A 26,205-nucleotide genomic window follows, 5' to 3' on the forward strand; every position below is an offset into this window, starting at 1 on the left:
CGACTAAAAACAAAAAGGAGCTAAAACCGTGAGCGAGTTTACTTCAGGAAGCTTATCCTTATTGAAATATAAAGAAGAAATTCTTGAATATGATCCTATATACATAAAGGATTTAAATGATAAATGGTTTGTTTTCATAACCAAAGATACAGGAGTAAGTGAAGAAATCCCGGAAAGTTTATTTCAAATTTCAGAAAAAACTCCAGTGTTATATTTTTATAATTCTGAAGATCATTGTTGGGGTTATCGTGTAGTTTACAACTTACAAGAGATAGCAAGTCTTCATATATCATATGAGTTAGTAGATACTATGATTATAGAACTTGCGGAAGAAAGATATCCAGAAGAAGATCATATTGAATTTTTATATGTCGACCCTAGAGGAGAGAAAATCAGAATTGAACTAATTGAAGAAGTTCAAAGAACTAATAAATACAATGAGAAAATCGTAAAACAGTTTACAAATTGCAATCTAGAAACATTTAGACTTTTTGAATTAGATAATGAACGAATTAAACAATTAGACAATATTTTGAATAAGAATTACTATACTCAACTGGAATCTAAATATCAATTGGTAGAAGAGTTTAAAGAATTATTAAACATTCAAGAGATGAGTTGGATACGAGCGGATAGAATTAATGAAGAAGAATAAAAGGAGATAGTTGTTCTTCGAAGAGTCATACATCACCTAACATAATATCTACGCTGCGTCGCGGACGCTCCTTGGTCTGCCCGAGGATTTTCGAAGAAGCAGAATCAAGCAGACAACTCTGCACCACCTAACGGCGCCGAGGCCATTTGCTAACGCTCATTTATGGTGGTGAGGTTTCGTAGATACAGTAACGTTAGCCGAAAGAAGTTCTTAGTTTAGGAGGAGTTTATATGATATTAGAAAAAGTTATAAATAGAATTGTAATACAAAGTGAATATAAGAATTTTGTTGATAAGTATATAGATAGTATACTTACCGAATTTAAAGGTAAGATTCATAGCATTTATATGTGTGGCTCGATTCCAAAAGGAACTGCTAAACCTTTTAAGTCAGATGCAGACTTTACTATTGTATGTGTAAATCCCAAAGATATTGATTACGAAAGATTGTCAAATATTAAAGACAGGCTTTTGGAAGAATATCCAGTAGTAACTAAGATTGATACGATCATTTGCTCGATTGACGATGTATTAAGTAAACCAAATGAGTGGGGTTTTTGGGTTAAGATCATTTGTGTTTGCATATCTGGTTATGACGTTGGTGAAAAAGTACCACCGATAATTATTTCTCCAGAGTTCATATTAGACTTAAATACAGAGACCAAGGAGGAAGTAGATCGTATACATCGTTTACTTTCTAATGCTAGTGATAACACAATGAAAACTAGATATATTAAAGGTTATTCGAAGAGATTAATTCGTGCATTATACTCTTTGGTTTTAGAAGATACAGGTGTATGGCAAGATGACATTATTAAGATGAAGAATGCCATATTAAACTATTGCGAGATTGACTCCGCTTTAGTTGATTATCTGTATGCTTGTTACTTGGATAGTAATGTACTTGTTGAAGAGTTTCTGGGAATTGCAGATGAAGTATATAGCTATTTTGAGAACGCCTTAAATGCAATGCCTGCTTCCAGAACTTCCTTCGACTAACACTATGAAACCACAAATATCGGATGGAGAACAATGTAAAGGTCTATGAATGCATGATCGAAGATCCAAGACAATTTTCTGATGTTGATCGCGCAGGGGTAATGTATTATTTGAAACACAGGTTTGGAAAGAACTTTAAGGGTGTTCAGATGTAAGGAGTAAGGATTATGGATAAAAAAGAAAAGAAGTTTATCATTGCTATGATTGTACTTGCTGTAGTTGTATTAGGAGTTATATGGTACCTAAAAGTAGGCTATCTATTAAGGAAACCAGAGATGCCCGAAGCAAATATTGCAGTTCGGACCCAAATGCTCGATGGTGGCGCAATCAGTTTACGAAATGCTGATTACACGGAAAATCAAATCAAGGTTGGATATGAGGTGAAAGGGTTCAGTTTGGAGGAATATAATATTGCTTGTAAGCTTTATCGTGACGGACATTTGATTTCAACTTCTGGCTCAACAGGTGGAGGTGTGATAGAACTGGACGAAAAGCATTATTACTTCATTGGTTATGAGAATATAACTGAAATGAATCTGCCTGAATCTATACATCTAAACGTGGAGATTAAAGTGATACCCAATGATTTTAGACAAAAATCGATAACTTCATCATTTGACGTAAGCCTTGATAAAGAAGTGAAATAGATTAAAGAGGGCAGCTATGTGCGCAAAGGTCACCGTTGTTTGATAAAACCTTAATTCAAATGGTACTTTTCCATAACGGAATCACGGAAAGTTTTGTATTCTGATAACGCTTGTGCAGTGGAGGATTGAGGTAAACTATATTGACTTACCCCTTCAAGGCTGAATTTGCCTAAGTTATCATTGATTAATCCATAATCACCAAAGGAGTTTTTCATCAAAAAGAGCACACTTTTATCACCCTTCTGCAGTTCTACATAGTCATCAACAGTATATTTGACGTCTCCTTCGAGGCTAACGGGTTCAATGATTGTCAATTTGTTCTGATCTGAGGGGAAATCTTCGGGTTTCTTCAATATCTTTTCAATCTTGATGTTTGTGTTGGTGTGAAAGGATTGCATGGTCCCATCATCAAATGCAGTAATAACATGCTCTCGATCTCTGAAATCTTCTGTTGCATAACCAATAACGATCAGTTCAGCAAACGCATCCAGCTTATCTATTTCATGAAATATTAAAGAGTTGGCTGAAAGGTTGACGACTTTATGAATGGGCACGTCCGGTTTCGATTGACCACTTGCGTAAGCGATTGCAACAGCAGAGATAGTCAACACGATTAATACAGAGACTAGTACAACCTTCCTTTTGAAAAAAGACATGATCTCATCCTCTCCGTTAGATTTAACTTCTTTTAAAAGCATCTTGCTTCATTTCTACTATACACATATCTGAAAATTATTGTAAATTAAATGTCTAGCAAAGTATGAATCCTGAATTCAGAATTTAAAATATGGTGGCACCATTTAATTAATTTTTGGAACAGAAAGACAAAATATGTTGAAGGACCTAAAGCGTGACTATAAATTTTGAAAGAAGAAATTCAAGGAGGGTCATATGAAAACCATCGTTTACATGGTTAGGCATGCAGAGTCGCCCTATACAGAAGGAACGGAGAGAACGAGGGGACTTACCTTGGAGGGCAAGATGAATGCAGAACGAATAAGAGAAATATTAAAAGAGGAAGGAATACATATGATTATATCAAGTCCTTATGCCCGAGCCATTCTAACCTTGGAGGGGCTGGCGACAGAGTTGGACTTAGATATTCAGATCATGGAGGATCTTCGAGAAAGGCATTTTTCAGACGATACTATTGCGGATGAAGAATTTATGCCTGCTGCAAAGAAGATGTTTGATGACCCTGACTTTGCATTACCAGGAGGAAAGTCTAATACGGTTTGCCAGGATAGATCAGTGGATGTGTTGAAACAGATCTTGGAAGAATACAAGAGGAAAAAAGTGGCGATCGGCACACACGGACATGTAATGACGTTGATGATGAATTACTTTGATTCGAGTTACGGATTGGATTTTATGAATCAAACCAAGAAACCGGACATCTATCGATTACAATTTGACGAGATGGAATTAGAGAACGTGACAAGGCTATGGGGCGAATAGGATGAAAGTGAAAAGGCGAGAACGCTTGTTCATAATTTTGCTTACAGGTAAAATATAGATATAATTGAATTTTAGAGGGGTGAATCCAATGACGTTACAAAACTTGTTTCATCAAAAACCAACGAAGTTATGGAATGAAAGAATGATTGAAGGCGGAGATGAGCTTTTTACAGAAGAGAGATTACTCATATCTGATCAAGCCCTGGATACATATTTGCACCAATTAATAGCATTACAAGAAACGAAAGATTCTGAGCGCATGATGAAGGCTGTAGAAGAAGTTGTGGTTAGGTTTAATGAAATGAATGAGGCCAATGGTTACTTTATCGAGACGATGGAACGTGAAGAATTGGCTGATTTTATAGACAAGGCGGCTAGGCTGGCTGGATTAGACATTCAGGAGGATGAAGATATTACGGAAGAATGGAGAGAGTGGTAATTCGGCTGAATAGCGTTTTCCAATTTTAATGATAAGGGTGATAGATATGGAACGAGGACTTATTATATTTTTGAACGGTACGTCAAGTTCGGGGAAGACGAGCATTGCGATGGAAATGAAAAATCAGGGAGACATTCCGTTTCATCATCTATCTGTAGATCAATTTCTGCATAATTATGATCAATTCATCGACAATACATATCCAGATATGAAACCAACAAGAGAAGTGGAACACCATGTAATGACAGATATCCTGTTCGACCCCATCAATTCATTGTACTGTGCAACCATTAAACTGTTTTCGGAGATGGGTTTGAATGTCATCGTGGATACGGTCATCAGCAATGACAAGTGGTTTAACGATTTTTATGATTTACTATCGGATTATCCGATATTGTTTGTAGGCGTGCAGTGCTCGAAAGAAGAACTCACCAGAAGAGAGCAGAGCAGGGGAGATCGCGAGATTGGACTTGCCCATTCCCAGTTCGACAGCGTCTATGTCTATGATGAATATGATCTGGAAGTGAACACGGAGGAGCTTAGCTCAGCTGAATGTGCCGAGAAAATACTAAGTTATATGAAGTTCGAGCATGAATACTCGGCATTTAAGAAATTAAGTAGAAGAGAGAGTAGTGCTTCGTAGAAGCTGAATGCCTCAGATAACATCATACGCATAGGGACTATTGCCTATTTGGTCCTGAGTCAGGTTAGAAGTGAACTCATAGAAATGACTTCTGTTACATGGAAGAAGTTCTCCTCGTCCTGCCTGTTGTCGATTCGCTTTAAATAGTAAATAATCCTGTAATAATATATAAAAATTTACAATTCCAAAGGCTTATTGATATTTATATCATATGACTCATTATCAGTATTAATACCTAATTTAATAATGATTAATTCCTCCTATGGAAAAATAGTGAAAATAAATATAAATTTAGAACATAAACTATAAGGAGGAGTATTGTTGAAAAATATTCTTGTAAAAGGATTCCTTCTATTAACAGCTATGTTAGTAGTTCTAGGAATACTTCCAGCGGGGCAACCTACAGTTAGTGCAGAGACACAGTACATTACTCATCAGGTATCATCGGATGTGGAGATCAGTGTGCCTGACTCGGTCTATGGGAATGATGAAGAATTAAGTGCTATTGAGGCAATTAAGAACGAGGATTTCATTGGGCCGTTTGCAGAGATTGGACCTACATATCCAGGAACTAATGTATCGATGAGAGTTGGAGATGTGTTGTACTCTACTAAAACAATAGGTGGTAGTTCACAAATTGTTGGTCATGTGGGTATAGTAAATTCAAATTTCAAGGTGGTACATGTGACACTGCCTGTAAACGGCGGGACTGTAGATAACATGACTAATTACATGTGGAGACACGGAGAAGGGGAAACCATAAAAGTATATAGACCCAAAAATGGCCGTGGTGTAAAAGCTGCTAAATGGGCGGTGTACAATTACAAAAAGGCTACACAATACCTTATTCAAATCGATTCACCCCTAGATACACTTACTCCAAACTATTGTTCCAAATTTATGTGGCAAGCTTTTTACTATGGAGAGGGTATTGATATTACTGATAAAGGTAAGACCGGTGATACTAATTTTTTTGTAACCCCCTCAGCGTTTACTAAGTCAAACCATTTTGTTTATACAACCTCTTTTAAAGCTGTGCGCAACTAATTATGAAATAAAGCTACACAGAAACTCTGACTTTTTAAAAGTTAAAGAGTTTCTTTTCTTTATAGATTAAAGTTGGTTTGATAGAATTAATGCTAATATTACCGTTAGGAGGTTTATATGAAAAAAACGGGAAGAATAAAAATGATTCTGAGTGGAGCTATAATTCTAATCTTATTATTAATAGTCGGTTTTTATGTATTCTTACAGTTCAAATACAATTCTCTTGAAGCAAGCCTAAAAGAACACCTTATAAATATCGAGGGATATAAAGAAGAAGAAATTATTAGTATAGAAGCTAAGTTGAGTTCCATGCCTAAATATCCTGTATACGTTGTATTTTCAAATGATCCAGAAACTAAATATATCTTTACGGATGGAGATGGAGAGGTTCCGAAATGGCATCAATTAGATCCTAAGACTCCTCAGCGTTTACAAAATAGCGAAGAATGATTCTTATTCATCAAACTAGCCAATAATAAGAAGACCTATCTAAACGGCGACTTTTTCCAGACTCAATTGGAAGAGGTCGCCGAGTAAGTTTTGGAAACGTTTCATGGTAGAAGTTCAGCGCATAAGATATTGTGGGCTACCGCATGACTGATATTGAAGTGAACTGGGATGGGAGTACAAGAGAAAGGTTCTACTATGATTTCAAGAAGTCACAGCTTGTTATGACTGATGTCGTCACACTTATGAATTCGATACCAACTGTGTTACATAACTATGGAGAAAGATTTCTTCAAGCTGATTACGAATCGGAATAACCAGGAACTGTTTGCCGCCCACACCGAATGCTTGTGGTCCACAGAAAGTTGTAGATGATCGAGATAGTTGAGAAGTCTGTACATAGATAGTTTAAAGAGCTAGGACAAGCATTTATACAATCGGCAGATGACCGATACTAGAAGAGATATGATAGTGTAGGTGGATTTCTGGACATTCGGTATTCCGAGTGGACTTGTAAATGGGTATGTGGCTCGAGCTGACAAAGCTTTGCTTTTGAGTCACCTCAAGAAACTCTGAACCGGTTGACATTTGGGGGTCCACGGAACGATAAGGGAGGGTGTCTTACCTACAAATACGTGGTTAAGTGAACATTGAGCAAGTGTGTTTGGTACAGGTGTAGGCTTCTATTGCAGGTAGAGCGTTCCCACTTTATGATCTCCCTCCAGAGGTTATCAAAAGAAATTATGCTCTTGATGAGGCTCAAGCAAGTATCCGGGCAGCAAGGTTTGCTCCTGAACTCCATTCTACTGAACGATATGCATTACTGAGAGATGCCATGGTTAGACTTCGTAACGCCGATCTCAGGGTACGAGATGTCAAAGGCGAGCTATTTATTGATCAGAGATAAGGAGGTAATAGAATGGAAACCAAAATGCTGTTTGGTGTAGGTTTGGTCTTCGATACACCGGAATCCGGAACCATCGTTATGGGGGCCAATGACGAGTTGGATGAACTGTTCCCTTCAACAATCAAGGAAATGATCGGTAACCGGATTATCATCAAAAAAACGGACGGGGGAGAGCAAGTATTTGAAGTGATTTCTTCTCAAATTAATCATTCTATAGCCGGTAAAAAGAATATTGGTATATGCTTGGGGAAAGAGATCTCCCCAGATGAAATACCAGCCGGTTCAATCGTCTACTGTTACCCATCCGAACAAATTAATCAGTAGTGTATGTTTGGTGAAGCTACATGGGGTCGCGGTATTCTTTTGAACTTGTCGAGCCTGTCTCTATTGTTAAAGATCATACATGTTTCGGAAGCATCGGAAGGTCATCTGATTCCCTAGGGGAAAGGAAAGGCCTTTCTTTTGTTTCAGAATTTCGCTTGAGTGTTCTTCCCGCAAGGACTATCATATACGTAGCTCAGATACAGGTTAAAATGGGAAGAAAACTATGAATCCAGAAGATCATATCCAACACATGTTACAGGCGATCATCGAACAAACACAATCCATCATAAACGATACTGGTAAACAATCCTTCGGCTCTTTGGAGTATTTCTTGGAGCACATCGTAGAGTACCGGGATGAACAGCAATACATGTCAAACGAGTGGCATATCCGTACACCGCGTTGGCTAGGGAATATGGAAATACGCCTGAGGAAGAAGAGCTCTGTGCAGACATTTACAGATTGCAATTGTATATTGCTGAACAATTAAAGGGCGGATAAGCGGCTGGCGATGTCGCATTAGTCCGGCTCAAATGTCGCAAAAGTACATGGTAACGCGAGGCGGAGATCGTTTATACTCTCTTTATGTTTCGATAATGAAAATCATTATCAGTACTATACATAAGGGGGATTCATCATGAATCAAGGAACAAAGGGGCAAGCGGCAAGAAGCAAGGCATATGCTGCTCACAAATCACGATTATTCGTGGGCTTGATGTTAGCCCTTATTCTTGTCCTGACGGCTTGCGGTGCTGGAACAGGTACAGATAGCGGCAATCCGCCTGCGGCAACGCCAGCGGAGACACCTGCGAATGCAGAAACACAGACAGACGGAGCTTTTCCCGTAACGATCACACACATGAAGGGTGAGTTGACGCTAAACGAAAAACCACAGAGAATTGCAGTGCTTGATGTTAAGTTTCTGGATCAGATGTTAGCGGTTGGCGAGAAGCCGGCTGGTAGTGTTATTGCTGGAGGCAACACCGATTTTCCAGAATACTTGGGTGATCAGCCGAGTGACGTACAGGTTCTGGGTACACGGGACGAGCCTAATCTGGAAGCGATTGTAGCGTTGGACCCGGATCTGATTATCATGACGGACTTCCAGGAGAAGCAGTATGAGAGTGTAAGCAAAATTGCACCTACCCTGGTACTTGATTTTTACGAAGATTGGCGTGATACGTTAGCCACAGTTGCTAAGATTACAGACAAGCAGGACGAGGCAGAGACAGTGCGCACAGCCTATGAGGAGAAAGTTGCTGGACTGAAGGCGAAGCTGTCAGAGAAAATGGGAGATGAAACGGTAGCTCTTATTCGTCCGAGAAAAGAAGGCATTCGTGTTCATGGGATCGAGCATCGCACAGGCGGTATTCTGTATCAGGATTTGGGTTTGAAAATGCCTGCACTCGTTGAGGGAATCAAAGATGATACCTCTGTTGAAATCTCAATGGAGAAGGTTCCTGATATTAAGGCAGATCGTTATTTTGTGCTGTCGGATGAGCTGTTTGCGGCAGAGGCAGAGGCGATGGTGAGTAATCCAGTGTGGAAGTCTCTTGATGCTGTGAAAAATAACCGCACGTATGACGTAAACTCAACATTGTGGATTGCATACTACGGACCTCTTGCGATTAATCTTATTGTAGATCAGGCATCGGAAGCCCTGCTCGGATCGAATTAATATGAACCAGTATCTCTCGACAGACTTATGGAAAGAGACCGTGGAGGATCATTCGATTTTGCTTGGTGAGCCGCCTGAACATAGTGTCCGTACCATTGCTCTAAGTGAGCTGCATGACGAAGCGGCATGCCGACAGTATATCAGCTGGTTTCAGGAGTACATTGATGCGCCTGACATGAAGGTTGCCGCTTCCATGTTAGCCAAACGGATCGGTTATCTGTGGACGGCTCCGCTGGTGACGGCGATGACTTTTCATCATCAGCATGTTTCGTTTCAGCTGGAGAACAGCTTTCTCTATCATCCGGCGCTCGCAGCGAATGAGGGCGGTACACGATTTCCTTTTCTAGCGGTGAACGGGCTTCAGGCAGAAGGAATAACGGGAGACAGGGCAGCGTGGCGGGAAAAGGTGATCGAGGAGATGTTTGCAGTACAGCTTACACCGCTGTTAAAGACGCTTGCTGCGATTGCTCCTCTTTCGATGAGTATCCTCTGGGAGAATATCATGGTACGTATTGGCCCGATGTATACACCAGATGAAGAAGATGCCGGGCAGGAAAGTGCGCACATCCAGGCGGATTTTTCATATCTGACGCAGGTGGCATCCGGGCAGGTATTCGGTGTAAGAAAGAATCCGTTGACCCGCTTTACCGATTGTACGGATAATGTACCTGTCGCGAAAAGCGAGCGGATCACCTGTTGTTTTTATTATCAGATGTCAGGGGAATATTGCCGGAAATGTCCGAAAATTGACAATGAGAAAGAATCTCAACTAAAATGACAACAGCAACAACTTTACCTTTGCTATTGTCAGGAGATGAGAGAAATGCCGCTGCAAGAACAGACAAGTCTATGGAGTGATACGGCGATCAAGATGCTTGACGGGGATAGCGGTACTTTGCAGACAGGCAGCATTTTACACGAAACGGATATAACTTCAAATGTGCTGCTGCTGGCATATGGAGGGGAAGGGGAGCTTGCAATGGATGGCGAGGGTTGCCACATTGGAGCTTCTTTTGCCTGTCATGTGGTGAAGGGAGCATCCTTTACGCTGACGGCCAGATCAGAGGACATTCATTATATTGTCATCATGTACAAGGCTTCTTCCATGGAGGGAGCCTCTCTTGTTGTGCCTTCATATCGCAAGCACCCGCTGCGCAGGTCATTTGTTCAAAACTCGGCAACCCATGCGGATTGGATCGAAAATGCTGAAAAAATCGTTGCCAAATGGCGACGCGGTGAAGGACTGGAACGTTTCTATGCCAACGCTTTGCTCCAGGGAATGATCTACGAGCTGATCATGGAGTATGAACGTGGTCAAGGGGGAGCGGAGTCCGACATGGTGGATGTAGTCGTTTCTTATATCACATCGCACTATCGTCAAAACTTGGAGCTAAAAGAGCTGGCAGCCCTGGCGGGCTGTAGTGTAAGACAGCTGCAGCGACGATTCAAACAAGAGAAGCAGCTTGGACCGATGGAATACGTCATTCAGCTGCGTATGGAAAGTGCCTCACGCATGCTGCGTCATACGGATGCTTCCATCGGTGAAATTGCGGACAAAATGGGCTATCGCGATATGTATTATTTCAGCAGAGCATTTAAAAAATATTATGGCGTCCCACCCCTACATTACCGGCATGCCGCCGCTTCGAGAAGAGATGCAGACTATGCGAATGCTTTGCTGCAACATCGGACAGCTTCTTCCTATGAATCAGCCGAAGGCCCGGTCATCTGCCATATTCGCGGGGAATACACCGTCACCGAAATACCACAGCGTATCGCTGTCCTCGATGTGCAATATGCTGATCATTTGCTTGCACTGGGCTTGTCTCCGGTAGGAAGTGTCGGACTAGGAAGTACCGTGTTAACGTTCCCTCAATCACTCCGGACAGGACTCCAGCATACAGCATTACTTGGTACGTATGAATACCCCGATCTCCCGGCGGTAGAGCGACTTGCGCCGGATCTGATTATTTGCACCGAGGTGCATGATCAGCATCATGAACGGTTAAGCCAGATCGCTCCAGTGCTCATGTTCAAGCGTAATGAAAACTGGCAGACCATCCTGAGTCTATTCGGTGAACTGACAGGCAAGCGAGCAGAGGCCAAGCAGATTATTGCGGATTATCATCGCCGAACAGCTTTGCTATCCGAGGAATTGTCCTCTGTACTGGCAGGAAAAAGTGTGGCATTGATTCGTCCACTCGATTCCCTCGTGCGTGTCCATTCTGCTGCTCATCGCACAGGCGCTGTGTTGTACCGGGATCTGGGTCTGCCCGTTCCGTTATTTGTGGCAGATACCACCGACACGGCCTATCATATCTCCGTTGACAGACTACCGGCTGTGCAGGCGAGCCACTACTTTTTGCTTAGTAATGAAATCATGCAGGATGGGATATCTGCGACAGAGACGAGGGTTTTGGGAATGCTGGATGGGGGTGAGCAACAGTATGTACATTCTGTTGATGCCGCGACATGGATCGGCTGTTATGGGCCGATAGGTGTTAAGGGGATTGTGGATCAGATCGAGCAGGCGTTGTTGGGGTGAGGGGGAGTTCTGCTGTGACTCCCTCTATTTCTGTATATTCAGGATTCATCGAATTAGTGGAAAACTTCTTTAAACAGAGGTGTATCTTAACTTAAGAACACAATCATTCTATTATGTAGATCGCATTTGTTTCTTCATTTTATTGTTGCGGGGAACGTTGACAGGAGTAATTGACAAAAGATACAATCCATATATTCCCTATAGTTTCAAAATCGTTTATATCGATTGATAGTTTAAAAATATACTTTACCTCTCTATTTGGAATTTGGTTTCTTGGATATTCCTTCAGGAAGCGATAGTGTCTCGACACTTAATGGATCGTAATTTACCAGAACAAATACCTTCTTTTTCTTATCGCCTTCAATGTAGCCATGGAGGCCTAACGAATTGGATAGATCGGGAGGAGAGAATTTATACTCTTTAAAACGAACGGTTACACCGTATTTTTCGAGAATATAATTTGCAGCGAACTTCTCGGCGGAGGATACAATCATCTTTTCTTCTTCGGAGGCACATGCTCCAAGCAAGAGTGATGAGATGATTAAGATTACAAACAAGAAGATAGGTTTTCTCAAAAGGGACACCTCTACTTTCATAGAATGGTATTAATATACTATAAAGATTGAATTATCACTAGTTTACATAATCATATCGGAATGTTCAATTCAGGAGGTATTTATGCGGAACGATTACATAAGCGACGAGTTGTATCAGAAAATATCTAACCTTGCCTACCAGGACAACGTTTCTGCCGGAGCACCACTTAAAGATGAGGGAGATTATGCACAATGGAAGGTCATTGAACCTGAAGGTGCCGAGCTCCACAATAAAGTGTCGGGTTTCGATTCCGTCATCCTCCACAACAATCAGACGAATCAGATTGTCATCGGTTACCGCGGAACAGAGCCAGGTGGGAGCTGGCTTGGGAGAGCAGCCGATTACGAAACAGACGTGTTCGATGTTTTAGGTGGACGCACCAGAGAACTGGAGGATGCCGTAACTGACCCTAATCATCATAACATTTTTAAGAAAAGCTTTATTCAATCCATTAAGGACGATATCAATTGGGAGAACAATCAATTTCATCAGGCGGAAGTACTTTATGAACAAGTCAAAGCAAAATATCCTGACGCAAGTATCTCTCTTACGGGACATTCGCTTGGAGGTGGTTTAGCACAATATGTGGCAGCGCGACAGGATTTGTCGGCCATGACATACAGTGCTCCGAGTGTAACCAATCTGCTGGACGATGCAAGCTTGGCGAAAGTGAACGAAGGTTACTATGATAAAAAAGTGGTAAACATCGTTCAGCCAAACGATTCAGTAGGTGCAGGAGGACTTTTTGAATATGACAGACATGTTGGCAGCACGTACTACAAAGGCCAGGATTTTGACTCGGCCAATGCGATGTACCAAAACTGGAGGCTGCAATTCCAGCTCATGGTGCCGATTAGTCCGATGGGGCCCAGCGGCCCGTTAGTCACATACAATTTCCCAATTGATATCGATCTGGACAAGCTTCAGGTCGGTAATATTGTTCGATTGATGGACTCGTTTTCCAAAAAAGAAGGCAAGGGATATCACTCGATGAACCAGTATCAGTTTGATGAACAGGGTAACTTGGTCGGTCCACTTATCGATCGCGCAACAGGAAAACAAATTGACATCTCACCACGCTGGAATGCTTATCAGGAATCACGGATGGCTTTGTCAAACCTCGTTGGCGGGTTGGTGGCCCCCTTGATTGCGGCTGCATCCAATGGAAAGTCAGGTCAAGGTGGTGGCACAATCCGACTAACGCCGGAGGAATTGGCACAGGCAGCCAAGGAAATGCGCTTTAGTCTGAGCGGGTTTTCCAATGATGCACAAGCTTCCATCCGAATGTTCGAGGCTTATACTTCCACAAGTGAAAGCCATTCCTTCACGTCAATCGCTTACGAAGCTACGGCGACACTGGAACGAATTAACCGTTGGTATCAGGAATCCATAAGCGAGATTGCCGAGTACATTGAACGCAAGCACGAAGATTTCGTTCAAGCAGACCAGTTCTTAACGGGAGGTAATTGACATGGGAAGAATATCGGTATCTTTATCCGATCTGAGAAGAGCCGTTCAGCAATGTGAGCAGTTGCAGGAGCGCTTGTGCAGCAGGAGCAGAAGATGCGTTCAATACATAGTAGACTGGAGCAAGATTGGGCAGGAAATGCTGCCACAACGCTAGGATTCAAAATGCAATCTTTCCTGAACGGGACATCCAGCCGAATGGATGAATTGGAGGCGCATAAAGAAGCATTGCGACGATACATTCACAGGATGGAGGAAGCTGACCGTGAGGACTTCAGAGACCGGAGGGAGCACAGCATGCTGAGCTGAGATATTCGAACAGTGGTATGCAGATTCTGCTGCAACAAAGATCGGCACAGGGTTGTAATGTAGAAAGCCTGAATGTCAATCCACGAAGTTATGACATTCAGATGATCTGGCGGAGCGATCGCAATGCTAGTGTGGCCGTTTGCTCTTTCGCATAGCGTCTGTACCCTGCCTTCAATATAGCGATGGTAGTTGTTGAAGCTATTGATGTGTTAAGTCGTAATGAGAAGGAACAGATCCTTTCTTAAATTCAAAAACAAAAGAAATCGTTCCGAAGTAAATGGAAGTGAGAGCAACCATATACCAAAGGAGACGGTTTCTTTGTACATTTTACATACTAGAGTGAGGATACATTGGACTAGGTTGGGTGTTATGAATACAGGAATGATATATGAAGTAAGGGTATATGTTAAAATGATTGAAAGTTGAACCAATACGAATAACAGGGGGTATACCACATGAAATGGCAAGAGGTTAGAGAACTGTTCCCCGACCAATTTGTTCTGGTTTCTATCATTCATTATCATGAGGAAGATAACAAAAAAATCGTAGATGAAGTTGCACCAATTCGTACCGTATCAGAACAAGATGCGAATAAAGAGTTTTTTCGAGTAGAGCCTGGTAACGTTGTATATCATACGTCGAATCAAGACTTTGTGATTCATCTCCGTAAAGATTAGAAGGAGAGATCATGAACGAAAAAGTTAAAGGGAATTAAAAAAGCGATTGCTACTCTAAACTGTACCCTATAGAGTAGACACTTTGAAAAAAGTCTCTCTATGGGGTATTTTTGTTGTATGCCACGAACGAGACGAGGATGGAGATAAGCTGATGAGTAAAAAAATGTTTACAGATCGAGAAATGAAACAACTTTCAAAAAACCCATATGTAAAGTCCGTATCGACCAAAGGGATTACGTATACAGACGAGTTCAAGCAACTCTTTATTGCATCGAATCAGCAAGGAAAGCCGCCCAGAGACATTTTTGAGTCCTGTGGGTTGGATGCGGAGATCGTTGGAATGACTCGCATCGAAGCCGCTGCCAAACGGTGGAGAGCCAGATACAGAGAGCAGGGCGATTTAGGTTTACACGATGCAAGAGGCAAGCATTCAGGAAGACCTTTAAAGCGAGAATTAACCTTGGATGAGAAGAACGCGAGACTCGAAGCGCAGATTCGTTTGCTCCAAGCAGAGAATGAACTCTTAAAAAAGATTCGGATGGCCGAACGGGGGTGGAACCACGAGTAAAACTAGTGCCTGGTCTTCGATACAGATTGATTCGATTCGTGATTCAGAAATACCATCTAAGGCGGATGGTGAGTGTTTTGTGCGAGGTCGCAGGTGTCTCTAAAAGCGGCTACTACCGCTACTTTAGCGCTCCAGCCATCCACAGACGCCATCGGAGCGAACAGGCCGATGAAGAGTTGCGCGTTCACGTCAGCCGGGCCTTCCATTTTAAAAAGCGCTACAAAGGTGCACGCTCCATCAAGATGACACTGGAGGGAAAGTTTCAAATCGTCTGGAACCTCAAGCGAATCCGAAGAATCATGAAGAAATATAGTATCGTATGTCCTATTCGAAAGGCCAATCCGTACAAGCGAATGATGAAGGCGACCCACGAACATCGGACCGTGCCTAACTTGTTACAACGTAACTTCAAACAGGGCGTGCCGGGCAAAGTGCTTCTAACCGATATTACCTACTTAACTTATGGAAAAGGGAAACGAGCCTACCTGTCCACCATCAAGGACAGCTCCACCAATGAAATTCTGGCTTACCATGTGTCGGAACGAATTACCATGGATCTCGCGACAAATACGTTGCTTCACTTACAGAAGAATCGAAGATGGAAGAAGACCAAAGACGCGTTCATTCATTCGGATCAAGGTACCCACTATACCCATCCGGATTTTCAGAAGAAAGTGAAACGTATGGGCTTTGGACAATCCATGTCCAGACGAGGGAACTGCTGGGATAACGCTCCGCAGGAGTCGTTCTTTGGTCATTTTAAGGATGAAGTATTGCTGAAGGACTGCACCACACTGGAAGAAGTCAAACGAGAAATTAAATCATATATGACCTACTACAACCACTACAGATACCAATGGAACTTAAAAAGGATGACCCCTGTAGAATACAGAGATCACCTTCTTCGGGCCATGTAGGTCTTTTTTAGAAATGTCCTTTACATAGGGTACAGTTTACTCAACGTTTTATTTATTTTTAGGAATTCAATTAACTACCAGATACTTAGCATATCATCCTTCTGCATGGACAACTGCATTATCAACTTTTAACTTTATTATATTTTGTATACTCGGCCTTGTAACTTGCCTCGATCTCAAGAAACAAGAGCAGCTCATAACGATCGGACAAATTGTAGATGTGAAGAAGAATAAAAATATCATTATAGTTAAAGGATTGGGACGAGGTAATAGCAAAGTTTTAATCAAAGATAGTCCTATTCTGAATATGATGCAGCCAAATGACCTGATTGAAATCACGAGATTAAAATATACAAAAATGATAACGGAAAAAGTGTGTAAGGACCAAGAGATACAACTTTGAGCAAGATGGAAGAGTTGTAGTACTTTACATAAAAATAGAGGATATATCTTGATATACGCCTAGGAGAAGGAGAGAATGTAAATGGACAACATAAACTCTCATCATTGCAACCTAAATATAAGGTATGATCTGCCTGATGAGGTATGGGATAAAGTTTCTAAAGTATATGAGAATATGCCAGGCTGGATTGGTTATAAAAGTGGAATTCCATATTGGTTTGGAACTGACGAGGATGATGTTTTTATTGAAGCATCCGTTGAACCAAGTGGATTATCATTTTATGCACAGATGAATAACGATGATTGGACTTCTTGGATAGAAACGTTCAAATTAGAAGCGTCAAAAGTGTTGGGTTTTGATGTTGGTGAACCTGAAGATGGATATATGTGATGAATGAAGGAGGATGTAATGGTGAATGAATATGGTACATTACTTGAGTCAAACGGTCGGTATGCTCTAAGATTTGAACGATTTCTTCATTATAATGCAGAAGATGTTTTCCTTGTGATTACGAAGCCTAGTTCCTTCGCTCAATGGTATCCTTTCGCAACAGGAGAGATGGATCTCAGACTTGGTGGCAGGATTGCCTTCGATGACGGTGAAGGAACGACATATGAGGGTACCATTACAGAGTTGGAAAAGCCATATGTATTTGGTTTCCGTGAAGTGGATGATCTGATTAACATCTCATTGCAGAAAGAAGATAAAGGATGTCGAATGATCTTTACCCATACGTTTAACGATGATTCATGGGCAGTGAATACCGCTGCAGGATGGCATAGGTGTCTGGATGTATTGGTTCAAATTATCAATGGTACAACCATTCAGTGGCATGATAACTCCACTAAGCTGCGTGAAATCTATAGTGAAGCATTTAATATGGAAGGTTAACAGAATAAAAAAGTATTCCAATATAACAACCCACCCAATGTTGACCGCCATAGGTGGGTTGTTGTCGTGACTAAGGGTTTGTGAATACAGATAAGTTATCTGAAACCGACAAGATTGGGGGAGAAGAATATAAAACGTCTTATCATCCATCCCTCAGACATCTAGCATTTCGACTTAGTTATGAAGATCTTAAAAACAGTGTAAGCTGGCTTCAAACAATCGAAATAGATCCTGTTCCATTTGGAAAACACGATTCAATACATCCATTTATCAGACCAAAGCACTAAAAGCAGGACCTGCAGAATATAAATTGAAGTCGGCATCAATCAAAAACATGGCCCAACAAATTCGAACGGTAAAAACAGGCTCAATTGTATGGACTGCAGATGTATTAACAACGATCATGGAACCAGGCAGTGAAACACTAAGAAATAGGAGGGTTCATATGAAAGCTGTGATTTGCACAAATTACGGACCGCCAGAAGTGCTGCAGATGAAAGAGGTGGAAAAGCCGAAACCAAAAGACCATGAGGTTTTAATTAAAGTATTTGCAGCCACTGCACATATTGGCGATACCCGTATTCGAAGAGCTGATCCATTCTTGGTGAGACTTGTATTCGGCATGTTCAAGCCCAGGAAAAATTTAATACTTGGATTAGAAATATCCGGTGTAATTGAGTCGGTAGGAAAAGACGTACAATCCTTTAAGGAAGGAGACAAGGTCTTTGGGCTTACAGGATTTAGTGGAGGTTATGCCGAATACATTTGTTTACCTGAAAAAGTGAAAAACGGAACCGGAGAAAAAAAGGGAATGGTTGCAATAAAGCCCAACCATCTATCCTACGAAGAAGCTGCGGTCGTTCCATCGGGAGGGCTTACAGCTTTGAAAAATTTGCAAAAAGCAAAAATAAAGCCAGGTCAGAAAATTTTGATCAATGGAGCATCCGGCAGTCTTGGGACGTATGCAATTCAACTTGCGAAATACTATGGGGCAGAAGTCACAGCGGTGTGCAGTAAAAGTAATTTTGGATTGGTAGAATCTATAGGAGCAGATAAACTAATCGATTATACCGAAGAAGACTTTACAGCCTCAGAAACCAAATACGATATTGTTTATGATGCCGTAATAAAAGCCAAACCCTCACAATGCCAAAAAATCCTAACGCCAAATGGTGTCTTTCTAAACAACAGTCGACTTCCGAAAATGGAAGTAGCCGATTTACTCTTTCTCAAAGAGTTGATCGAGGAAAACAAACTAAAACCGATCATCGATCGAACCTATGCTCTTGATGAAATTGCGGAGGCCCACAGATATGTGGATACCGGGCGCAAGAAAGGCAATGTGGCAATAACGGTAAGATAGAATGAAGGGTTTATAGAAATACAGCTTTACGCTGACGGAGGTTATTGCGATCAATACGGACAAGATTCATCACATTAATCGTTCCTATTGGGATACAAGAGGAAATGAGTTTTTAGGCGCGATCGTGCTTCCTCTGTACGGAGCGTTTGTCTCGGAAGCGAAATACCGTCTGTTTGGAGATGTCTCTGGGACAAAGGTACTGGAGATCGGCTGTGGAAACGGTCAATCCTTGCAGTATCAAGGTGAGCGGCAGGCAGCTGAACTATGGGGCATCGATTTATCCGCGCAGCAGATCGAGAAGGCACGGCAGCATCTGGCGGAGCGCGGAATTTCGGCGAGGCTGATCTGCTCACCCATGGAAGAAGAATGCGGTATACCGAAGGAATACTTTGACTATGTTTACTCCATCTATGCGATAGGCTGGACCACCGACCTCGAAGGAACGTTCAGCCGGATTGCTTCCTATCTCAAAAAAGACGGTATCTTCATTTTCAGCTGGTCTCATCCCATTCATAGATGCGTCATCGAAGAGAACGGAAAGTTCGTGTTCAGCAAAAGTTATTTTGATGAATCCTGGTGCACCGTGGCTCCCGAGTTTATCCAAGGTGAACTCACTTTATCCGACCGCAAGATGTCCGCCTACATCAATGCATTGGCAAAAGCCGGGTTCGCAATCGAGCAGATGGTGGAGGAAACCGACGAAGAAATCATGAGGCTGCAGGGCGAGGACAATGATCTTGCCCAAAGAGCGAAGATGTTTCCCGTCACTTTTGTGATCAAAGCAAGAAAGTTGTAGGCTTAATGGTAAAAGAATGGGTTGCCCCCGAAATAACTGCAATCTGAATATCCGGTATGATCTGCCTAACGAAGATGGAATAAAGTAGGCCCATAAGGGAGTGTAAGGGGAATGTCATAGAGGTGAAAACTCATTGGTATTATCCCCTCATGGTAGACAGTGAAAAAAGAGATCATGTTACTCAAACACTTGAAACCGGAGGGGATTTTTGTTATGCCAGCGAAAAAAGGATTTTTCTTTTAACCATATACAGTCTGCAGTATTTTTGGCAAGGAATGCTTTACAAGTGGAGAAAAATAAAAACAACAGTAGTGATGTAGTTGCTCGAATTCAATATGAATCTTATGTTACAGGAGCACTATTGTGTACAGTTGGTTATTTAGAAGCTACAATAAATGAATTTTTCTCCAACATAAAAGATGAGAATAATAATAACAATAAGAGATTGAAACCGAAGAAAAGAGAATTAATTAACTTAATGTGGGAACTAGGTATACCAAAGACAGCTAAATACAGTATTTTAGACAAATATCAAATCGCTCTTACATTAGCTGATAAAAATCTTTTTAAAAAGGGAGTTAGCCCTTATCAAGATGTATATTTATTAATTCAAGTTAGAAATGCAATTACTCACTATGAGCCAGAATGGGTTACAACTGAATCGGAATTTCCAGAAAAAATAACTGAGCAAGCTTTAGAAAAGAAACTGAAACATAAATTTGGTTTAAATCCTTTTGCTTCTGACAGCCATTTTCTTTCCTAGAGCGCTTTTTGATGACAAGTATCTGAGTGATTTAAGTCAATTTGTTAAGCAAATGGCTCCGAAATCCATTCCTTAATTTTTTCTTAGCAGTAAATCTTAACTTAAAAAGACGTTAACGGATGTGAATTCATCTGGCTAACGTCTTTTTTTATTGAACGGTCAGGAATAAATACTTACACTAACTTAAGATTTACTTATAATAACTTGCAAACACTCAGAATTACGCTTATAATCACTTAAAGGAGGTGCATGTATTGTGTATCAAGAGGAAAGATTGTTAAAAATACTCGAATACTTGAAACAACACCAATCGATGAGTGTTACAGATATATGTACGCTGTTTGAAGTATCAAGGGATACTGCACGAAGGGATATTGTTAGATTAGTACAAGAAGGCGTTGTGATTCGAACTCATGGGGGGCTATCGTTACCTGAGTTACAGAAAGAAATGCTGTCTTATCAGGATCGTTTGATTGATGAATCCGAGAGTAAGAAAAAAATAGGGAAGTTTGGGGCAAAACTTATCCAAGACCATGAGACTGTGATTTTAGACGTATCAACCACGGTGCAATTTGTAGCGGAACAAATTAGCGCAAAAAATTGCACGGTGGTCACGCACTCCATTGATAACGTAGGGATCTTGTCCAATCGAGAGGATCTCCAAATCTATATACTCGGTGGTTACTTGAATGTAAAGCACCGCTTTTTATATGGCTCTTCCATTATCGATAAACTAAGTGAAATTCGTGCTGATAAAGCCTTCATTGGAGCATCGGCGATCCGGTCTGATGGACTCTATTATCCATATGAAGAAGATGCCCGGGTAAAGAAAGAAATGGCCAGAAGATCTGATCAGGTTATCGTAGTAGCCGATCACACAAAATTTATTGGCAAATCTATTCATCGGCTGGACTTTGATTTCGTTGACATTTTAGTCACAAATCTGGAACTTCCGAGTGAGATCAGAGAAGTTCTGGATCAGAAGAACATCACTGTTATTGAGTGTCAGGAAGAAAATGAAGAGGTTCGAAAGCAAGACTGATAACCATAGGGAAGAGGAGGGTTTTTATGTATTATATTTTGCATAATGTACAAATGGCACTTCGCAGCCGTATCGTTCCATCAGCCAATGTGTGGATTTCTGAAGGGAAAATCATGAGGATAGACACAGGTGATCTTCCTACGCTAGAAGGAGAGTATGAACGGATTGATGGGAGAGGACATTTGCTAGTACCTGGGATGATAGATGTTCATATCCACGGTGCCAATGGCTTTGATATGATGGACGGTACTGAAGAGAGTATTCAAGAAGTTTCACGCCAATGTGCTTTAACGGGGTGTACCTCATTTCTGGCTACATCTGTTAGTTCTACGATGGAGGATCTTCTGGAAATGATTCGTAGTGTCAAGCGTGTAATAGGACAAGAAGTGGGAGCAAAGATCGCAGGGATTCACTTAGAGGGACCGTATCTGAACCCGAAGCGAAAAGGAATGCAGAATGAAAAGTATTTGCGGCATCCCAACATAGAAGAAATGAAGATCATTTTCCAGGAAGCAGGGTCACTCATTAAGATGGTTACTATTGCGCCCGAGCTGCCGGGAGGAATGGACTTGATTTCCTTTTTGAAAGAACAGGGAGTAGTTATAGCGATCGCTCATTCGGATGCCACATATGAGGAAGCCAAACAAGCCTTTACATCAGGTGCGAGTCATGTTACGCATTGTTTTAATGGCATGCGGCCGATCCATCATCGAGATCCGGGTCTGATCGTGGCTGCTTTTGAAGAGAAACATGTAAGTCTTCAAGCTATTGTGGATAATGTCCATCTGCATCCTGCTATTATTCGACTGATACATAACCTGAAAGGACCGGAAGGAATGGTCTTGATCACAGATGCTTTACAAGCAATGGGGATGGGCGATGGGAATTATCTATTTGGAGGCCATCATGTCACGGTATCGGGTGGCATTGCAAGACTGGAGGATGGAACACTGGCCTCCAGTACAGTTACCATGAATGAAGCCTTACGTTATACTGTCGAAACCGGAATTCCCTTGATAGATGCCGTACAGATGGCTTCAACTACGCCGGCCAATATTCTTGGATTTCAACAAAAGGGGGAAATTTCCTCTGGTTTCGATGCCGACCTGGTCCTATTGGATGATGAATTTCAGGTTCTCTGGACGATGGTGGGCGGTCAAATTCTATAAATCACTATTATTTGCGATTCCACAGCGAAAGCCCATTAGATAAGTCTAGTGGGCTTATTTTTTATTTTCTTCACATTCCGACCCATACAGGATAATAATCGTCAAATATATAAACAATAATAATGGTATCATGATAAAAATATTACATCGACTGTGGGGTAATATGATGTACATTGTAGTTGTGGAGGTGATACCATGGTCGATCATAAAATCTCATCGGATTTACTCAGAGGACATACGGATGGCGAATAAGCACATTACTTCGTCAGGACAAGCTCCCTCACTAGTTGGTTCTCTTGGATTGAATTTATTTTCCTACATACTCATCCAGAAAGCGATCTACTCTTTGGAAATATTCAGTGGGGTAATGGTTGACGGCATCGATGTGCTCCGTTTTTTTTACACGAACGTTAAATGTCAGATCGGGTTGTAATGATGTTTGACTCATTCAGACTCCTCCAGTTTTTTTTCTTTAGGTTGTATGGGTGCGAACAAATAAAAGGCATGCCCCTTCAGATTTTCCCACTCGGGATGATGAATAATACTTTCTCCAAGAGTTAAGCCCACTCCATTAAAGAAAGAGATATAGGCACGAGAGATCATTGCTGGAGAAGAGCTTTTGTTGAATTCTCCCATTAACTGTCCCTTGGCATAGACGCATTCGATCGCATCTGTCATTACCTTTATACACGGAGTCATGCGCTTCGCCTCCAGTCAAGTCGAAGCGAAGTGGATTCCCTAACGCGTCAACTACCGCATGAATTTTCGTGCTTAATCCACCTCGGGAACGTCCGATCGCTTGCTTTGCCCCCTTTTGCGCCTGATCCATGCTGGTGAACTCGCACAATCGTAGCGTCAATCATCACGCTTTCCTCGTCAGGCTCTAGGGAAACCTGCTTTAACACTTCATCCCAAATGCCCGCTTTCTGCCAGCGTCGAAAGCGGGTGTAGACGGATTTCCAATTAGGGAAATGGCCTGGTAGATCACGCTAAAGGGCGCCTGAACGAGCCAGGTAATTCTAATATAATTACCTCGGAGGGGGGAGGATATTTTCAATCCGCACGACGGGCAGCCGCTAGTATTACTAATTTATTTACGGCACTTGATATAACGAAATATACAAAAGCTGATTTAGCAAAATCTTATAATGTTGTCGAGCATAATGGTGTTGTTGAGAAAATTTCCGTCACTCCTTACATTGATTACTTGCCTGTATCAAATTTAAAGGTGAACTTAATTAAGATATCTCTTATTCCTGTTGCGCTAGCCGCCATTTTCAGTTTATGTGCTTTGATCGGCTATTTAATCCGGATGCTTCTTAAGAAACTACATAAACGAGGAAATACTCCAACTGATTTTGATAAATATCATCTTGCAATCAATTTTGCAGGTGTGGTACTCCTTCTTAATCTTTTCATCATACAGACGAAGATTAGTTTTCCAAATTATCCTGCTTATTCTTCGTTGCGCATCAATTTATTGTTTAACCTACTATATGTTGTTTTAGCAGTGGCGTATCTTGGCTTGCTTATTTACAAACTGCGGAAGAGCAGTTACAGCAAAAAGCAAAAGGTGATGTACATCATGTCTGGCATCTCGGCTTTCATATTGGCTGTTTTTATTATGGGGTGGCATTTGTATGTTTAGAAGGGCAGAAGCTAAATGGATAACTTAAGCATTATTGATAGATGCCATGGTTAGACTTCGTAATGCCGATCTCAGGGTAAGAGATGTCAAAGGTGAACTATTCATAGATCAGAGATAAGGTGGTCACAGAATGGAAGCTAAAATGCTGTTTGGCGTTGGCTTAGTCTTCGATACACCCGAATTCGGAACCATCGTTATGGGGGCCAATGAAGAGTTGGATGAAATACTTCCTTCAACAATCAAAGAGATGATCGGTGACCAGATTATCATCAAAAAAACGGATGGGAAAGAGCAAGTATTTGAAGTTGTTTCTACTCAAATTAACCATTCTATAGCTGGGAAGAAGAATATCGGTATATGTTTGGGAAAAGGGATCTCCCCAAACAAAACACCAGCTGGTTCAATCGTCTACTGTTATCCATCAGGACAAATTGATCAGTAGTGTATGCTTTGGTAAGTTACATGGAGTGGCAGTTTTTTATTGTACTGGCTGTGCCCATCTTTACTTTTAAAGATCATATATGTTCCGAAAGCATCGGAAGGTCATTTGATTCCCTATTTGGGATGCAGAGATCCTTCCTTTTTTATTTTTCAAAATTGCGGAGAAAGACATAGACTCAAACAAAGGAGAGTTTCCTATGAACGATGATACTACAACGGAAGAGAAGATCACCATAACTAAAGGCTCCACTCATTCATTGCATATTCGTTGTCCCTATAACCCTGCATATATTCAGCGCATTCGCCAGATTACGGGCAGAAAGTGGGAACCCAAACAGAAAATATGGATCATACCCTACACTATTGCGGCCATCCAGGAGTTTACGAGACAGTTTGATCCAGATGAAGTTCAGATTACCCCGGAGTTGTGGGTTGAGAATGAAGAACTGCAGCAATGGAAAGTCAGTAGGGGAAACAACCAGTGGAGCAAAGAACCGTTACAGAAGGCGCTAAAGTTACGAGGATATAGTCGCAAAACGATCAAAGCGTATTGTAATCAGGTCGAGCGTTTTCTGAGCAGCCTTCGCCTTAAAAATACGGATGTCACTACTTCCAATGTTCAGATGTATTGTTTAGGTTTGCTGGAGCGAGGGATTTCCCATTCAAGCGTGAATCAGACGATTAGCGCGCTCCGCTTTTATTGCAAACATGTACTCCATCATCCTACGGATATCCAGTATATTCGTCCCAAGAAGCAGACCAAGCTTCCGCAAGTGTTGTCCGAAAAGGAAGTTGCTCAATTACTTTAATCCGTAATCAACCCTAAACATAAGGCCATATTATTTCTGACTTATTCTTCCGGGCTTCGTGTAGGTGAAGTTGTACGTCTGCGTTGCAGCGATCTCGATATTGAAAGGCAGACACTCATTGTGCGACAGGGAAAGGGTCAAAAGGATCGGAGAACGCTTCTTTCAAGCCTTGCCTGGGATATGGTGCAGAAATACATAGATGAATACAGACCCAATCGTTGGCTGTTTCCGGGGCAATCTTCTGATCGACATCTTACCGAGCGGAGCGTGCAGAAGGTTTTTGAAGAAGCAAGACGACGTGCAGGAATTGAGAAAAAGGTAAGTATTCATGCTCTGAGACACTCCTTCGCCACTCATTTGCTGGAAAACGGGACAGATCTACGATACATTCAGGAGTTACTTGGTCATACGAGTGCACGTACAACTCAGCGATATACGCATGTTAGTACAAAAAATATCCAGCGTATTCAAAGCCCGCTGGATCGGATGGATTTGGGAGATTGAGTAGCCTAAGATATCTCCCTTTTTCACCAAATTTTTCTTCGCAAATATCACCG

At 41.5% G+C, this 26,205-nt stretch carries 31 protein-coding genes and 1 pseudogene; 27 read left to right on the forward strand and 5 right to left on the reverse strand.

The window, feature by feature from the left end; translation table 11 throughout:
* The first annotated feature begins 28 nt into the window (after positions 1–28).
* From ACR32F_RS07540 to ACR32F_RS07550, 3 genes are all read left to right on the forward strand, one after another.
* Entirely contained in the window at positions 29–655 is a 627-nt protein-coding gene (locus tag ACR32F_RS07540) for a hypothetical protein (protein WP_440117612.1), read from the forward strand.
* A 230-nt stretch (positions 656–885) separates the two neighbouring features.
* Entirely contained in the window at positions 886–1,653 is a 768-nt protein-coding gene (locus tag ACR32F_RS07545) for a nucleotidyltransferase domain-containing protein (protein WP_440117614.1), read from the forward strand.
* A 167-nt stretch (positions 1,654–1,820) separates the two neighbouring features.
* Positions 1,821–2,300: a hypothetical protein gene (locus ACR32F_RS07550; protein WP_440117616.1), complete on the forward strand. Its 480-nt coding sequence runs from the start codon at positions 1,821–1,823 to the stop codon at positions 2,298–2,300.
* Between the two features lie 50 nt (positions 2,301–2,350).
* On the opposite strand, the gene ACR32F_RS07555 is transcribed toward ACR32F_RS07550, so the two are convergent.
* Positions 2,351–2,956, reverse strand: a complete 606-nt coding sequence (locus ACR32F_RS07555; protein ID WP_440117618.1) for a hypothetical protein — start codon at positions 2,954–2,956, stop codon at positions 2,351–2,353.
* Positions 2,957–3,191: 235 nt separating this feature from the next.
* On the opposite strand from ACR32F_RS07555, the gene ACR32F_RS07560 reads away from it, so the two are divergent.
* From ACR32F_RS07560 to ACR32F_RS07605, 10 genes are all read left to right on the forward strand, one after another.
* A complete protein-coding gene (locus tag ACR32F_RS07560) occupies positions 3,192–3,758 on the forward strand; it encodes a histidine phosphatase family protein (RefSeq protein WP_440117620.1) in 567 nt (188 codons plus the stop codon).
* An 88-nt stretch (positions 3,759–3,846) separates the two neighbouring features.
* Complete coding sequence (locus ACR32F_RS07565) at positions 3,847–4,197, forward strand: hypothetical protein (protein WP_440117622.1); 351 nt, start codon at positions 3,847–3,849, stop codon at positions 4,195–4,197.
* A gap of 46 nt (positions 4,198–4,243) precedes the next feature.
* Complete coding sequence (locus ACR32F_RS07570) at positions 4,244–4,840, forward strand: chloramphenicol phosphotransferase CPT family protein (protein ID WP_440117624.1); 597 nt, start codon at positions 4,244–4,246, stop codon at positions 4,838–4,840.
* Between the two features lie 321 nt (positions 4,841–5,161).
* Positions 5,162–5,887, forward strand: coding sequence for a hypothetical protein (locus ACR32F_RS07575; RefSeq protein WP_440117626.1), 726 nt, complete (start codon positions 5,162–5,164; stop codon positions 5,885–5,887).
* 117 nt (positions 5,888–6,004) lie between these two features.
* A complete protein-coding gene (locus ACR32F_RS07580; protein ID WP_440117628.1) occupies positions 6,005–6,337 on the forward strand; it encodes a DUF3139 domain-containing protein in 333 nt (110 codons plus the stop codon).
* A gap of 916 nt (positions 6,338–7,253) precedes the next feature.
* Positions 7,254–7,565: a hypothetical protein gene (locus ACR32F_RS07585; protein ID WP_440117630.1), complete on the forward strand. Its 312-nt coding sequence runs from the start codon at positions 7,254–7,256 to the stop codon at positions 7,563–7,565.
* 223 nt (positions 7,566–7,788) lie between these two features.
* Positions 7,789–8,055, forward strand: coding sequence for a hypothetical protein (locus ACR32F_RS07590; RefSeq protein ID WP_440117632.1), 267 nt, complete (start codon positions 7,789–7,791; stop codon positions 8,053–8,055).
* A 147-nt stretch (positions 8,056–8,202) separates the two neighbouring features.
* Positions 8,203–9,243, forward strand: coding sequence for an ABC transporter substrate-binding protein (locus ACR32F_RS07595; protein WP_440117634.1), 1,041 nt, complete (start codon positions 8,203–8,205; stop codon positions 9,241–9,243).
* A 1-nt stretch (position 9,244) separates the two neighbouring features.
* Positions 9,245–10,021, forward strand: coding sequence for a (2Fe-2S)-binding protein (locus tag ACR32F_RS07600; protein WP_440117636.1), 777 nt, complete (start codon positions 9,245–9,247; stop codon positions 10,019–10,021).
* A 45-nt stretch (positions 10,022–10,066) separates the two neighbouring features.
* On the forward strand, positions 10,067–11,788 hold the full coding sequence (locus ACR32F_RS07605) for a helix-turn-helix domain-containing protein (protein WP_440117638.1): 1,722 nt from the start codon (positions 10,067–10,069) through the stop codon (positions 11,786–11,788).
* A 254-nt stretch (positions 11,789–12,042) separates the two neighbouring features.
* On the opposite strand, the gene ACR32F_RS07610 is transcribed toward ACR32F_RS07605, so the two are convergent.
* Complete coding sequence (locus ACR32F_RS07610) at positions 12,043–12,363, reverse strand: hypothetical protein (RefSeq protein WP_211081312.1); 321 nt, start codon at positions 12,361–12,363, stop codon at positions 12,043–12,045.
* 103 nt (positions 12,364–12,466) lie between these two features.
* On the opposite strand from ACR32F_RS07610, the gene ACR32F_RS07615 reads away from it, so the two are divergent.
* The 11 genes from ACR32F_RS07615 to nagA all read left to right on the forward strand — a co-directional run bounded on the left by ACR32F_RS07615 (position 12,467) and on the right by nagA (position 22,750).
* Positions 12,467–13,855 (forward strand): lipase family protein, encoded by a 1,389-nt coding sequence (locus tag ACR32F_RS07615; protein ID WP_440117640.1) that lies wholly within the window; start codon positions 12,467–12,469, stop codon positions 13,853–13,855.
* Positions 13,856–13,948: 93 nt separating this feature from the next.
* On the forward strand, positions 13,949–14,161 hold the full coding sequence (locus ACR32F_RS07620) for a hypothetical protein (RefSeq protein ID WP_440117642.1): 213 nt from the start codon (positions 13,949–13,951) through the stop codon (positions 14,159–14,161).
* Between the two features lie 455 nt (positions 14,162–14,616).
* The gene (locus ACR32F_RS07625; protein ID WP_124113519.1) at positions 14,617–14,838 is read left to right on the forward strand and encodes a hypothetical protein; all 222 of its coding nucleotides are present in this window, start codon (positions 14,617–14,619) and stop codon (positions 14,836–14,838) included.
* Between the two features lie 151 nt (positions 14,839–14,989).
* Positions 14,990–16,323, forward strand: a protein-coding gene (locus tag ACR32F_RS07630; RefSeq protein WP_440108848.1) for an IS3 family transposase whose coding sequence is annotated in 2 segments (ribosomal slippage) — positions 14,990–15,391 and positions 15,394–16,323 — 1,332 coding nt in all. Because the reading frame shifts where the segments join, the coding sequence is not laid out codon by codon here.
* Positions 16,324–16,807: 484 nt separating this feature from the next.
* Positions 16,808–17,116 carry a hypothetical protein gene (locus ACR32F_RS07635; protein WP_440117644.1) on the forward strand — a complete coding sequence of 103 codons (309 nt, stop codon included), beginning with the start codon at positions 16,808–16,810 and terminating at the stop codon, positions 17,114–17,116.
* 18 nt (positions 17,117–17,134) lie between these two features.
* Entirely contained in the window at positions 17,135–17,617 is a 483-nt protein-coding gene (locus ACR32F_RS07640; protein ID WP_440117646.1) for an SRPBCC family protein, read from the forward strand.
* 445 nt (positions 17,618–18,062) lie between these two features.
* Complete coding sequence (locus ACR32F_RS07645; protein ID WP_440117648.1) at positions 18,063–18,980, forward strand: NAD(P)-dependent alcohol dehydrogenase; 918 nt, start codon at positions 18,063–18,065, stop codon at positions 18,978–18,980.
* 31 nt (positions 18,981–19,011) lie between these two features.
* Entirely contained in the window at positions 19,012–19,776 is a 765-nt protein-coding gene (locus ACR32F_RS07650) for a class I SAM-dependent methyltransferase (RefSeq protein WP_440119730.1), read from the forward strand.
* 208 nt (positions 19,777–19,984) lie between these two features.
* The gene (locus ACR32F_RS07655; RefSeq protein ID WP_440117650.1) at positions 19,985–20,539 is read left to right on the forward strand and encodes a hypothetical protein; all 555 of its coding nucleotides are present in this window, start codon (positions 19,985–19,987) and stop codon (positions 20,537–20,539) included.
* A gap of 256 nt (positions 20,540–20,795) precedes the next feature.
* Positions 20,796–21,581 (forward strand): DeoR/GlpR family DNA-binding transcription regulator, encoded by a 786-nt coding sequence (locus tag ACR32F_RS07660; protein ID WP_179282962.1) that lies wholly within the window; start codon positions 20,796–20,798, stop codon positions 21,579–21,581.
* A 26-nt stretch (positions 21,582–21,607) separates the two neighbouring features.
* Complete coding sequence (gene nagA / locus ACR32F_RS07665) at positions 21,608–22,750, forward strand: N-acetylglucosamine-6-phosphate deacetylase (RefSeq protein WP_440117652.1); 1,143 nt, start codon at positions 21,608–21,610, stop codon at positions 22,748–22,750.
* A gap of 307 nt (positions 22,751–23,057) precedes the next feature.
* Here the strand turns inward: nagA and ACR32F_RS07670 are convergent, their stop codons facing one another.
* From ACR32F_RS07670 to ACR32F_RS07680, 3 genes and pseudogenes are all read right to left on the reverse strand, one after another.
* A complete protein-coding gene (locus ACR32F_RS07670) occupies positions 23,058–23,198 on the reverse strand; it encodes a hypothetical protein (RefSeq protein ID WP_440117654.1) in 141 nt (46 codons plus the stop codon).
* Positions 23,195–23,449: a hypothetical protein gene (locus ACR32F_RS07675; protein ID WP_307417096.1), complete on the reverse strand. Its 255-nt coding sequence runs from the start codon at positions 23,447–23,449 to the stop codon at positions 23,195–23,197. The genes ACR32F_RS07670 and ACR32F_RS07675 overlap by 4 nt, the downstream gene beginning before the upstream one ends.
* Positions 23,439–23,739 (reverse strand): annotated as a pseudogene (locus tag ACR32F_RS07680) (IS5 family transposase); the annotation flags it as partial. The gene ACR32F_RS07675 and the pseudogene ACR32F_RS07680, both read right to left, overlap by 11 nt.
* Positions 23,740–24,528: 789 nt before the next feature.
* Here ACR32F_RS07680 and ACR32F_RS07685 point away from each other — a divergent pair.
* From ACR32F_RS07685 to ACR32F_RS07695, 3 genes are all read left to right on the forward strand, one after another.
* Entirely contained in the window at positions 24,529–24,840 is a 312-nt protein-coding gene (locus ACR32F_RS07685) for a hypothetical protein (RefSeq protein ID WP_440117656.1), read from the forward strand.
* 196 nt (positions 24,841–25,036) lie between these two features.
* Positions 25,037–25,648 (forward strand): phage integrase N-terminal SAM-like domain-containing protein, encoded by a 612-nt coding sequence (locus ACR32F_RS07690; protein WP_440117658.1) that lies wholly within the window; start codon positions 25,037–25,039, stop codon positions 25,646–25,648.
* 78 nt (positions 25,649–25,726) lie between these two features.
* Entirely contained in the window at positions 25,727–26,152 is a 426-nt protein-coding gene (locus ACR32F_RS07695; RefSeq protein ID WP_440119731.1) for a tyrosine-type recombinase/integrase, read from the forward strand.
* The last annotated feature ends 53 nt before the right edge of the window (positions 26,153–26,205 follow it).

This window comes from Paenibacillus hebaui, assembly GCF_051934385.1.
Classification (GTDB): domain Bacteria; phylum Bacillota; class Bacilli; order Paenibacillales; family Paenibacillaceae; genus Paenibacillus.